This is a genomic window from Candidatus Phytoplasma meliae (genome assembly GCF_016876135.2).
In genome coordinates this window covers 1-12,747 of the sequence record NZ_JACAOD020000015.1, presented here as the reverse complement: position 1 = coordinate 12,747, position 12,747 = coordinate 1, and the positions used below count along the sequence as shown (strand labels likewise).

Genomic DNA, 12,747 nt, shown 5'->3' with positions numbered 1-12,747 from the left:
ATAATATATATATTATTTATTTTTGTTTGGTGAAATCAAGTTACCATCATCCCAATTTTGATGGATTATATGTTCCCATTTAATCTTTTTTTGATTTAATAAAAATGTTATTGCATGAAAAAAACAATATCCATCTGATGCCGTATCACTAGGAGTGTTAATGAAAAAATGATTCCCATTATTTTTTAAATTTAAATCAATATATTTTTCTTGCGGATTAATAAGTTGGGTTGTAGAACATAATAAAGGAATATCATTAATTATTAAACATATTTTTTGATTTAACCTTTCAGATAAAAAGTCTATAGTTCCTTGAATCAAGGGAGTGCTTGCTGTTAATAAACCCCCATTTAAAACATTTTCTTGAAATAATTGGGGATCTCCTTCAAAAATATTTTGATAATCTTTTTTCTTTTCAAATAATCCTTTTTGGAATTTTTTTAATCCTAAATATGCTAATTTTTGAACAAGCATCCAATTTTTTTTACTTAATTTTGAACTTGGTTCTTCGTTATAAATGAAAAAATTGTTAGGTTTTCGACTTGATTCTAATTTTGAGATTGGTTGTTTAATAATTGGCAATTCTTGCGTTTTTGAAACAAAATGTTTTTGTTGTGCATAAAGCAAAAAACCACATATCATCAACAACAAACAAATAATAATAATAATTTTTTTAAATATTTTTTTCATTTTTTAATAATTATGACCTCAACTCGATCATATTATAACATTTTCAAGTCATAATGTGAATATAAATAAACATATTAGGAGATTAAAATATAAAAAAATGTAATAAATACACTATTTAAATCAAATTTCCATCTATTTAAGTTAAATATTACATTTACAATTAACTATTATAGTTAAGCTTAAGGCAAGAAAATAACAATTATAAAAACAAGTTTTATAAAAAATGTTATAATACTAGAGTATAGGTTTCTAAATAACTTATAAACAAAATAAGTAGTTATTTTGGTAATGACATTTTTATAATTAATCATTTAAATTAGTTTAAATACTCAATCATTCAAAAAAATAAAGGTAATTAGTTTATGAAAACACATATACAACAAAAAAATATTATTTTAAGAAAAATTATTTTATCCTCTTATTTACTTGCTTTAGCTTTTATTTTAGAACAAATTGCAAAAACTATTAATTTAAATAAAATTTCAATGCCTATAGTTTTTAAACCTTTTATTAAATTTCTTATTTACCTTTGATTTTAATAGGGATTTTATTTGGATACCGTTTCAGTTTCATTATGTTACTGATATATGTTTTAATAGAATTATGTATAACAGGGTTTCATTTTAGTACTTTTGAGCATTACAAATCAATATATCCTCAAAATAATTTTGAACCATTTATGTTTCTTTTAATACATTGTTTTTTGGGGATTGTAATCCCTTCTTTGTCTTATTCTTTATCAGGTTTTTTATATCCTAACAAATATCATTCATTTAAACGCAACAAAAACCATTTACATTTATTAATGATTATATTAATTATTATTTTAATCCAAACTTTAACCCAAACCTTAAATGGTTTTATAATTTTTCGACCAGGGATTGAGAAACTCTTATGCAAACGAGACTATAGTTTTAATGATTTAAGCAATATAAAGTGGTTTTTAATTATTGGTGTTTTAAATTTTATTCCTACAGTTACTGTAAATTTTTTCTTATTTTTTAGCACGATAATGTTGGAACCTAGATTAAAAATGATTCGTTTAACCTATTGGCAAGAAGAAAGCGAAATAAAATAAACGAAATAAAAAAGATTTTATTGTAAATGAATCATTTTATTAACGATTATAAAAATTAGTTTAATTAAATTACTTTGATCAACACTAAAAAACAATAAAAATAAAAAGAGACTTGCAAAAGTCTCTTTTTTAACATTTTATCAATAAATCAATCTCGTTCAAATGATTTTTCACGTTTTAATTTTAGATAAAAAGAAATAAAAATAGTAAAAGTGATGATAAAACATAGTAAATTACTAAGTAAAATACTTAATCCTACACCTGTAACACCCCAATTTAAACAAATAGAAGAAAAAAGGATGATAAAACATATACGAAAGAAAGATCTTAAAAAATTCAAATAAAAAGAAGGGGCGATTTTTTTAAAAGATACTAAAAAATTAAATAAAATAATAGAGCCACAAGATAACCATAAACTAGTAGTTTCAAAAAATAACAATTTACGGAAAGCTTCTCTTTCTAAATTAGGAATTTGCTCCCAAACTTTATTATAAAAAAATGGTAAAAAGAATTTATAGCCAAAATAGTTAACCAAAGTTCCTATTAAAGCAAAAAAACACATACATAAAATAATTTTTTTAAAAGCTTCAAAAACCCGATTAAGATTATTATGACCTAAATTTTGAGAAATAATAGCGTTTTGGGAATCAGAAAAAGAATTTAATAAATTATAAAATATATTATTGATTGCAACAGCTAAGGCTAAATTAGCCCCAATTTGACTACTAGTAAGGCTTTCGGGCCCACCGTTATATAACTCTCTAACTACAATACTTACAATCAATTTTCCTAAACCATAAATACTAATGCTAGCACAAACAGGAATAGCTAGTTTAGAGATTTTTTTCATAAACTCTTTATCAAAGCGTAAGTTTTTAAAAATAATTTTAAAAGGATTGTGATGATCAAAAAACAAAAACCAAAGAGCGAATAAAGTAATGATAAAATTAGAAATAAAAGTTGCCCAAGCTAAAGAGGAGATAAAAGGGGAATATTTAAATAACACAAAAGATAAAATAATTTTACTAAAAGCATTTAATAAATTTAAAAAAAGAGGAATTTTGTTGTTTCCCTTAGCGCGTTCCAAACTTAAAAATACAGTATTAATGATGATGCAAACAAAAGAAAGAATAATCAAATTATAATATTGTTTTTGTTGTGCATATTCTTGTGGGATGGCACTAATTTTTAAAATAAATTTTAAAATAGGGTTTTGAAAAACAAAAATACATAAAAAAGAAACTAATAATGCTGTTAAAATAGATAAAAGAAAAGTTTTAGCTAAATAAAGACGCATCTTGGTAATATTATTTTCTCCATAAGCGCGACCTACTAAAATAACTCCTCCTGTGGCTATTGAAATGCCAAAAGGGATAAAATACACCTTTGAATAAATGCACCCGACTAATAAAAGTTATAGTTGCATCGAGAAAAGATTTTCTTTTTAAAATCAAAATATCAATAACATCAGATATATTTTGAAAAACCCAATAAATAATAATAGGGAAAGTGAAATAAAAAATAACTTGCCATAGATTCCCTTCTAGTACAAATTTTCTATTTCTTTTTTCAGTTATTAAAAATTTAGTCATTCCTTCTGTTTTAACCATTTAAAACCTCCATCTAATGATTCTTGATTGGTTAACAAACTTTTTTAATTAATTTGTATGACAAGACAAAAGGAAAGGAATGATACTATCTATTATCAAAAAAATAAAAATTGTTTAAAAAAACAAAAAAGTTATTATAATAACCTACAATATTATTGTATCATAACTAAATACACCTCTAAAGATGATTTAATATTTAATCTTCTAAAATATTAAATGTTTTTTCAGCTACTCTTAATTTAGCCGATATACTGCGTGGATTTTGTTGCATTTCATTTTGACTGGGCACAAAAACTTTTTTAGTGATAAGTTTCAAGGGAGAACAAGGAAAATTAACAATAGGAAGTTTTTGTGGCAAGTCGACAATACTATTTTTTTTAAAAAAACGTTTTACAATGCGATCTTCTAGAGAATGAAAACTAATGACCACTATGCGACCATGTTTTTTAAGTAAATCAAGGCTTTGTGTTAAAACTTTTTTTAATGATTCTAATTCTTGATTAACTTCAATGCGTAAAGCTTGAAAAATTTTTTTAGCACTATGTCCTTTGTGATAACGATAAAAAAGATCAGTAATAGCTACTACATCATAAGATGTATGTAAAGGCCTTCTTTTAATGATTTCTTTAGCAATATAAGATGCTTTGGGTTCTTCGCCATAAAACCAAAAAATATTTTTTAATTTTTGAAAAGAATAATTGTTAACAATATCTTTGGCTGTTAGTTTTTGTTGTTGGTTCATTCTCATATCCAAAGGGACATCATATAAGTAACTAAAACCTCTTTGGGGATTATCAATTTGACAAGAAGACAGTCCTAAATCTAATAAAATACCATCTATTTGAAAAACATTTTTTTCAGCTAGTTTATCTTTTAAATAAGAGAAATTACTATGAATAATGTTAATTGGAAAATGAGGTGATATATTTTTATAAGCCTGTTTGCAGGCTGTTAAATCTTGATCAAAAGAATATAAAAAACCATTTTTTAGATATTTAATAATTTCTAATGAATGACCACCTTGCCCTAAAGTGGCATCTACATAAAGACCATTAGGATTGATGTTTAAAAAAGCGATAGCTTCTTTTTTAAGAACTGAAATATGTTTAAAAATCACTATTTGCTCCTTTGAAAAGATGATAAAAATATTTTTTTGATATATCAATAATTTTTAGAATTAGTTATTGATTGATTTTATTAGGGTATAAAATAATAATAGTTAAATTACAAATCAGCATTGTAATTTAACTATTTTTTAAAAAAACAATATGTATTTAATTTGGTAAATTAATGATATTTTTTTATTTAAAGACAAATTCTACTTTGTCGTGAATGATTTCTTCTAAAGCTTTACCAACTTCTTTATGACATAAACAATCTGGTAATGTTTTTTTTTGAGTTTCGAGTATATGTGCTATTTGACTTGAAACATGTACTAATTTATATTTAGAATTAATTTTATCTAATAATTTGTCAATAGAAGGGTAACTTAACCCATCCTTATTGATTTTTTTATTGTTCGGCATAACCGTTATCCTCCAAAATTTTTAAATAATTGCGAATACTACGTTTTGTTTTGGCGTGTTCAGCCCTAATAATGGCAATAATGCGATCAGCAGCGTTTGCAACATCATCGTTAACCACGATATAATCATATTTATAAGCCAATGGAAATTCTTTATTAGCCTTCATAATTCTTTTATTAATGTTTTCTGGAGCTTCAGTCCCTCTCTTTTTTAAACGTTCATAAAGAGCTTTTTTTTCTGGCGGCACTAAAAAAATAAAAACAGCATTAGGAATTCTTTTTTTTCTTAATTGAGTGGCCCCTTCTACTTCTATTTCTAAAAAAACTTCTTTACCTGCTTTTAAATAATCTTGAATTTGTTGACGTGGAGTGCCATAATAATAATCAATAAATTTGGCCCATTCTAAAAATTGATTCTTTTTGATGCCTAATTCAAATTCTTCTTTAGTTAGAAAATAATAGTCTTTGCCTTCTTGTTCGCCTAAACGAGGCGACCTTGTAGTGGCTGAAATAGAATAAACAAAGTTATGATTAGTCATTTCAAATAAAGCTTTTCTAACAGTGGCTTTCCCCACTCCTGAAGGTCCTGAAAGTACTATTAAAAGTCCTTTTTTATTTAATTTCATGTTAAATTACCTTTTTCTTTCTTCAAAATTTTGATGTAACTTTTGATATTTTTTATTTTTTAGATTTTTAGGATATTTCAGAAATAAAAAAATCAAACCATTAAATAAATTATTTTGAAGAACTACAAAAAAAATTTAAGAAAAAAATAAAATTATTGCTAAAATTGCAATTAACAAAGAAAATTATCAAATAATTTTCATTAAGCAACTATTATATTTAACACTTTATTAGAAATGTAAATCATTTTAACAATATTTTTTTGATAAATGAATTGATGTACTTTTGGTTCTTTCAAAGCTAAAGCTTTAATTTGTTCTAAAGGGGTGTTACAAGATATTTCTAAAACCGTTCTTATTTTGCCATTTACTTGAATTACTACTTTGCATTCTTTTGTTTGTAAATATCGAAGATCATATGAAGGCCATTCCATATTTACTAATTGTTGATCGTTTTTTAAAAGAACTTGATTCATTTCTTCAGTAATATGAGGGGCAATGGGGTTTAATAATTGTAAAAAAATTTGAATTTGCTTTTTTCCTATTTGATGCCTTTGATAAACCTGATTAACGAAAATCATTAATTGACTAATAACTTTATTAAACTTTAATTTCTCATAATCTTGAGTCACTTGTTTAATTGTTTGATGTAAGAAAGGTTCTAAACTTGCTTGATTTTGATTAGTTATTTCAAAAGAAAACATATGATAAACTCTGTTTAAAAAACGCTGGATGCCTTTTAAACCTTTTTCATGCCAACTTTTAATCTCTTCTAAAGGTCCCATAAACATCACATAAAGTCTTAAAACATCAGCACCACATTTATCAAGCATACCAGAAGCGCTAACGCCATTGCCTTTAGATTTAGACATTTTAGTATGATCATGTCCTAAAATAATACCTTGATTGACTAATTTTTGAAACGGCTCTTTCAAAGAAACTAATCCTAAATCATATAAAAATTTATGCCAAAAACGAGCATACAATAAATGACCTACAGCATGTTCTGCGCCGCCAACATATAAATCAACTGGCAAAAAATAATCTAGTAATTTTTTAGCTTTAACGGTATTTAAAGGAATCATTCCTAAATAGTTTTTTAAAATATAACCAATATAATACCAAGAACTACCTGCTAATTGAGGCATAGTGTTAGAATCTCTACGATATTTTTGACCATTTTTTTCAAAATATAACCAAAAATATGCTTTCGATAAAGGAGATTCTCCTGTTCCTGAAGGAGTGATTTTATCTAAAATAGGCAATTCTAAAGGCAAAAGGGAGTCGTCAATAGTATGAATGTTGTTAGCGCTATCATAAAAAATAGGGAACGGTTCGCCCCAATATCTTTGACGCGAAAAAACCCAATCATGTAATTTATAAGTATGATGTAGATCGCCAAGATGGTGTTTTTGAAGAAATTGAATCATTTTAGTTTGTGCTTGTTTGTTGTCGAGACCATTTAAAAAAACACTATTAATGTGTATGCCATCTCCTTCAAAAGCTTTAATCATTTGATTATTTGAGTTATTTTCTTCAGAAGAAAGATAATAAGTAGCAGGAGCTTGAATGACTGGAATCATTTTTAAATTATATTTTTGAGCAAATTCAAAATCTCTTTGATCATGGCAAGGGACTGCCATTAAAATCCCTGTACCAAAATGAGGTAAAACATAATCAGCAATCCAAATAGGGATTTTTTGATTATTGCAAGGGTTGATAGTGTAACTTCCAGTAAAAACACCAGTTTTTTCTTTATTGACACTTCTTTCTAAATCTTTTTTTTGTTTCACATATGTTAAATAATCATTAACTTGTTGCTGTTGTTGTTTAGTAGTAAGTTGGGGCACTAATGGATGTTCAGGAGAAATAACTAAAAAAGTAACACCAAAAAGAGTATCAGGGCGCGTAGTAAAAGCTTTTAAACAAATATTTTGTTGAGAAGAAGTAAAAGAAACAAGCACTCCTGAAGTTTTACCAATCCAATTAATTTGCATTTCCTTAAGATTATCAGGCCAATCCACTAATTCTAAATCATTTAAAAGTCTTTCTGCATAATTAGTAATTTTTAAAACCCATTGTTGCATCTTTTTTTTGATAATAGGGTGATTCCCTCGTTCTGAAAAAAGACCTTGTTCATTGGAAATCACTTCTTCGTTGGCCAAAACAGTACCTAATTTAGGACAAAAATTTACTTCTATATTTTCTAAAACAGCCAATTTATTTTCATAAAGTTTTTTAAAAATCCATTGAGTCCACTTATAAAAATAAGAGTCAGAAGTTGCTAATTCTTTATCCCAATCAACAGCTTTTCCCATACTTTGAATTTGTTTTTTGAAATTACTGATATTGTCATAAGTAAAAGTTCTAGGATTTTTACCAGTATTTAAAGCATATTGTTCTGCTGGCAAACCAAAAGAATCCCATCCAAAAGGATGAAAAACATTATATTGTTGCATCCTTTTAAAACGACTCATAATATCAGTGGCGGTGTAACCTTCGATATGTCCAATATGCAACCCTTCTGAAGAAGGATAAGGAAACATATCTAAACAATAAAATTTTTTTTTATTATAATCGTTTTGAGTTTTAAAAACTTTATTTTGTTGCCAATAGAGTTGCCATTTATGTTCTATTTTTTTAAAATCATAATTTAACTTAGTCACTATTAAAAACCTTCTAATTGTTATTTTGTTAATTTTATCATTAATATTGCAAAAGTTAAAAATTTCATTATAGCCACAAAAATTCAATCTGAAAAAATCAAATATTTATGGAAATAATGCTATCAAAATTAAGAAGTATTGTTAGTGATATAGACTACTATATCTTCCACTGTTTTGAAATTTTGTAAAACAACATCACTAATGCTAATGTTGAATATTTTTTCTACTTCCATTGCTAATTCTAAAGCATCAAGTGAATCAAGTCCTAAATCTTCTTTAAAACGTGTTTTTAAAGTAATTATATTAGGTTCCAAAGATAATTGAGTAGCAATTAAAGTTTTAATTTTTTCTAAAATCATTATTTTACATTTCTCCTTCAAAAAGAAATAATCACTTAATAATATTATACTCTAAAAAACATGTTTTAGGTAATACATTTATAATTAAAATAAAATTATCTTATATTTAAAAGAAACAAACTAAATTATTAATGACAATAATTTAGTTTGTTAATTAAAATTAATTTAATTTTGGTGGTAATGATTTATTGAAATAAAATTTCTTGTATTTTTGTTTCATCTAATTGATTAACCAATAAAGTTAAAAGTTTAATAGTATTTTGGATATCTTGCTTATGTACTATGGAAGCATGAGAATGAATATAGCGAACAGGAACACACAATGATAAAGCCGCTGCCCCTTCGTGCACTAAATGCATTGTTGCAGCATCAGTGCTTCCACCACTACCGCCAACTTCTTGGATAGGAATTTGATTTTTTTCAGCAACTTCTAAAACTAATTTACGCAACCCTCGGTGCGCTATTAACCCACCATCATAAACTAAAACTTGCGGTCCTTTACCTAGGGTGTGGCCTTCTTTATCGCCACCTGGAACATCATTGGCAATACCGGTATCAACAGCAATAGCAATTTGAGGATGGATTTTATGAGCGCTAGTTTTTGCTCCACGTAAACCCACTTCTTCTTGAACGGTGAAAGCACCAAAAAACTGATTATTAACCGGTTTAATGTTTGCCAAAATTTGCATAATAATTGCCACTCCCACACGATTATCCAAAGCTTTTCCTAATAAATAATCTGAATTAGCTAAAGAGTTAAATTCAACATAAGGGGTTACCATATCTCCAATGCGAACGCCTAATTTTAAAGCTTCTTCTTTAGTTGCAACGCCAATATCTAAATACATTGAAGAAATTTCTACCATACGATTTCTTTCATGAAAAGTCATAATATGTGGTGGTTTGCAACCAGTAACTGCTTTTAAAGTCCCTTGTGAAGCATGAACGTTCCAAACTTGAGCTAACATTACTTGCGAAAACCAACCTCCAAGAGTTTGGAATTTTAAAAATCCTTCAGGAGTAATTTGAGTCACTACTAAACCAATTTCATCTAAATGACCTGCAAACATAATTCGAGGGCCTGAAGCTCCTTTGCTAGCAATTACAGAACCCAAATTATCATATTCAATAGCATCTACTTTATTTTTAATTTGATTAACAACATATTTAGAAACTTCTTTTTCTTGACCAGGAATACCGTTTAACATGGATAAATCTTTTAACAAAGTAACTAAATCACTCATTTTTTAAAACCCCTTGTGTTTATCATAAGAAACATGATTTTTCATTTTTTTGATTTCTATAAAAATTAAATAAAGAAATTTTATAAAAGATAACAAAGCTAATGTTTTTAAAATAATGGCTCTAGCGTTTTGAAATATAGGAGTATTTAGACCATAACAACCAAGGCTAAACATTAAAAGATATAAAGTAAACAAATAAATATTATCTTTTTTGAAATATTCAACATATAAGTTAATCAAACCATGTAATAAAAAAAGGATAGCCAAACATTTATTGAAATCAGTAAAAAAACGCATTAAACGATAATCGCGGTGAAGTTGATCAACGTTTAAAATAGATAATCCTGGAAGCAAAAAACCTGTTAAAATAATTAACACAAATAACAAGGTTTCAAAAGCAAAAATAAAACGCGTTCTTCCAAGAGTTTTTTTATATTTTTGAAAAACCATTAAATAAGTAAATAAAAGTAAAAAAATTCCTAAAAAAACATCTCCTAAACGTATTGACTTAGTTGTTCCTGGAACCTTAAAATTATTACTGTCAAAATAACAAAAACATGCCACTGCAAGAAATAAAATAGCTAATAAAATAGAGCCTAAATTAAACTTTGTTCTTTTTTTTGTTTGATTCATGTCATCTACTCCTTACTTTTTTTTAAAAAATAATAAAATACAAATAAATATTATTTGCCTTAAAAAACCCAAAAATATTTATTTTTATAACACGAAAGGGTATAATAATTTTATTTAATAAGTTTTTTTGTTAAAATATCAATAATTTCATTTTTTTTAAGTTTATAAACTTGAGCAACTTGATGTTGCTTGGCCAATTGTCTTAAATCAGGAAGTATCATTTGAGATAATTTATCATAAGGCAATTTAGCAGCAAGAGGTTTATTTTTCTTAGCAGAAATCGGGTGAGATGGATTAGATTTTGCTGTAGATGCTTCTTTTTTAGAATCCGATTTAACGGTTGCATCAGAATTTTGGTTTGGCAACACTACACTCTTTTGAGATTCTTTATTTTGCACAGGAGATGTAGATTGTTGAGTTTTTAAAACATCTGTTTTAATAGCTGGTTTTTCTATTTGACTCTTTGATTGTGATATTTGCTCTTGTTTAGGATTGCTTTCTACTGTTGGAGTATTTTTAGTAATGTTTGTTTCTTGCTTTAATTGTTCTAAAGATGCTTGCGCTAATTTAACATATTGGGCAAAAACATCTGGTTGTTGATAAGCTAAATCTGCTAACATTTTACGATTAACATCTACTTTAGCTAAAGCAAGACCGTGCATAAAACGAGAGTATTTCATTCCCAACAACATAGAACCTGCATTAATACGAGAAATCCATAATTTACGAAAATCTCTTTTTCTTTGTTTGCGATCTCTATAAGCATACTGTAAAGAACGCATTACTTGTTCATGAGCTGTTTTGTAAAGATTGCTTTTAGAACCAAAATAGCCTTTTGCCATTTTTAAAACTTTTTTGCGACGTTGATGCCTTGCTGGTGTAAAACTAATTTTAGCCATAATCTAAATCCTTTCTATAAACCTCTAATAAGAGGCTTGATTCTTTTATAATCTGAAGCAGATACACATACCACGCCTCTTAATTGTCTATTTTGTTTAGTAGTTTTTGATGATGCAAGGTGATTTTTATAAGCATGACCTCTTAATATTTTTTTCTTTTTAGTGATTTTAATACGTTTTTTTAAACCACTATGGGATTTTTTTTTAATCATTTGGTAATCGCTTGACCTTTCTTAATTAAGTTGTAATAATTTAATCCAATTTCAATAATTTTTATTTCAAAGGAGACAAGGTAACTATAAATTGATTCCCTTGTAATTTTAAAGGACTTTCTATTTGACTCAAACTTGTTAAATCTTTAATAATTTTTTGTAAAATCGTTTCTCCTAATTGGTAATTTTTAATCATACGACCACGAAAACGCATGCTAATTTTCACTTTATCACCTTGTTTTAAAAATTTTTGAATTTGTTTTACTTTAGTATTTAAATCATGAGTATCAATAGTGGGGTTTAAACGAATTTCTTTTAAAACACTAATAGAAGTCTTTTTTTTAGCTGCACGATTTTTTTTCTGTTGATTATAACGATGTTTTTGGTAATTCATTAAACGAGCCACCATTGGAACGGCATCAGCATTAACTACTACAATATCAATTTCTTTTTGTTCTGATAATTTTAAAGCTTCGTTTTGGTTCAAAATGCCTAATTTTTCTCCTTTTTCATCAATGATTAAATATTTTCCTTGTGGAATTTTCTCATTATATAAATCTGTGTTATTAGGTCTTTTTTTTAATTTTGGTTTAGGAAATTTAATATTTAAATCCTCCTTTTTGTTTTTATAAAGTGTGTGTTTTGCTAAAACTTAACAAATTGCAAGCTTTAATCGAAATCATTTTTTGCAAAAAATTATCGCGAAATAAACAAAAAAAGAAATGCCTATTCAAAAAGCATTTCTCTTAAAAATAAAAATAATAGCACTAAAAATAAAAATGTATTTAATTTCAAAAAAATTAAATATTTGCGTGCTATTTGCCCAAAAATCAATTACAAGATTAATCAGGCGAGAGAAAAAAACTCTTCTTTTCACATATTTCATATATAACTAAAATACAAAAATAACATAAAAGATATTTATAAGTTTGCTTTTGTTTACTTTTAATGATGGAAACAAAACAATACCATTTACAATTATACAAAAAAAAATTATAAATCATACAAAAAAACTGAATATTGTGAATTTTTATTACTTTTATTAATATTTAATTATTTTGTTGATATTTTGTTACAACATCAAGATAAAGTTTTAAAATATTAGCTCCAAAGTTTTCTTGGGAATAAAATATAACTGCTTGTCTTGCTTGATTAGATAAATTCACACATAGTTCTTTGGAATGAGATAGCTTTATTAAATGTTGCAC

14 protein-coding genes are annotated in these 12,747 nt (G+C 26.4%); 2 read left to right on the top strand and 12 right to left on the bottom strand.

What is annotated here, in order from left to right:
• Window positions 1–12: 12 nt before the first annotated feature.
• Complete coding sequence (locus CHTY_RS03000; RefSeq protein WP_246454056.1) at window positions 13–690, bottom strand: hypothetical protein; 678 nt, start codon at window positions 688–690, stop codon at window positions 13–15.
• Between the two features lie 362 nt (window positions 691–1,052).
• Between CHTY_RS03000 and CHTY_RS02995 the strand changes: the two genes are divergently transcribed.
• Entirely contained in the window at window positions 1,053–1,223 is a 171-nt protein-coding gene (locus CHTY_RS02995; protein WP_203552068.1) for a hypothetical protein, read from the top strand.
• A gap of 41 nt (window positions 1,224–1,264) precedes the next feature.
• Complete coding sequence (locus CHTY_RS02990; protein WP_203552069.1) at window positions 1,265–1,768, top strand: hypothetical protein; 504 nt, start codon at window positions 1,265–1,267, stop codon at window positions 1,766–1,768.
• A gap of 148 nt (window positions 1,769–1,916) precedes the next feature.
• Here CHTY_RS02990 and CHTY_RS02985 read toward each other — a convergent pair whose 3' ends face one another.
• The 11 genes from CHTY_RS02985 to infC form a co-directional block, all read right to left on the bottom strand.
• Complete coding sequence (locus CHTY_RS02985; RefSeq protein ID WP_308705365.1) at window positions 1,917–3,152, bottom strand: MATE family efflux transporter; 1,236 nt, start codon at window positions 3,150–3,152, stop codon at window positions 1,917–1,919.
• A 422-nt stretch (window positions 3,153–3,574) separates the two neighbouring features.
• A complete protein-coding gene (rsmH, locus tag CHTY_RS02980; RefSeq protein ID WP_203552070.1) occupies window positions 3,575–4,495 on the bottom strand; it encodes a 16S rRNA (cytosine(1402)-N(4))-methyltransferase RsmH in 921 nt (306 codons plus the stop codon).
• 184 nt (window positions 4,496–4,679) lie between these two features.
• A complete protein-coding gene (rpoZ, locus tag CHTY_RS02975) occupies window positions 4,680–4,904 on the bottom strand; it encodes a DNA-directed RNA polymerase subunit omega (RefSeq protein ID WP_203552071.1) in 225 nt (74 codons plus the stop codon).
• Window positions 4,891–5,529 (bottom strand): guanylate kinase, encoded by a 639-nt coding sequence (gene gmk / locus CHTY_RS02970; RefSeq protein WP_203552072.1) that lies wholly within the window; start codon window positions 5,527–5,529, stop codon window positions 4,891–4,893. Before gmk ends, rpoZ begins: the two co-directional genes overlap by 14 nt.
• A gap of 200 nt (window positions 5,530–5,729) precedes the next feature.
• Window positions 5,730–8,192, bottom strand: a complete 2,463-nt coding sequence (leuS, locus tag CHTY_RS02965; RefSeq protein WP_203552073.1) for a leucine--tRNA ligase — start codon at window positions 8,190–8,192, stop codon at window positions 5,730–5,732.
• A gap of 128 nt (window positions 8,193–8,320) precedes the next feature.
• Entirely contained in the window at window positions 8,321–8,551 is a 231-nt protein-coding gene (acpP, locus tag CHTY_RS02960; protein ID WP_203552074.1) for an acyl carrier protein, read from the bottom strand.
• 185 nt (window positions 8,552–8,736) lie between these two features.
• Window positions 8,737–9,795: a M42 family metallopeptidase gene (locus tag CHTY_RS02955; RefSeq protein WP_203552075.1), complete on the bottom strand. Its 1,059-nt coding sequence runs from the start codon at window positions 9,793–9,795 to the stop codon at window positions 8,737–8,739.
• 3 nt (window positions 9,796–9,798) lie between these two features.
• Entirely contained in the window at window positions 9,799–10,428 is a 630-nt protein-coding gene (locus CHTY_RS02950) for a hypothetical protein (RefSeq protein WP_203552076.1), read from the bottom strand.
• Window positions 10,429–10,538: 110 nt separating this feature from the next.
• Window positions 10,539–11,327, bottom strand: a complete 789-nt coding sequence (gene rplT, locus CHTY_RS02945) for a 50S ribosomal protein L20 (RefSeq protein WP_203552077.1) — start codon at window positions 11,325–11,327, stop codon at window positions 10,539–10,541.
• 14 nt (window positions 11,328–11,341) lie between these two features.
• Complete coding sequence (rpmI, locus tag CHTY_RS02940; RefSeq protein ID WP_203552078.1) at window positions 11,342–11,539, bottom strand: 50S ribosomal protein L35; 198 nt, start codon at window positions 11,537–11,539, stop codon at window positions 11,342–11,344.
• 61 nt (window positions 11,540–11,600) lie between these two features.
• Window positions 11,601–12,143 carry a translation initiation factor IF-3 gene (infC, locus tag CHTY_RS02935; RefSeq protein ID WP_203552085.1) on the bottom strand — a complete coding sequence of 181 codons (543 nt, stop codon included), beginning with the start codon at window positions 12,141–12,143 and terminating at the stop codon, window positions 11,601–11,603.
• Window positions 12,144–12,747: the final 604 nt, after the last annotated feature.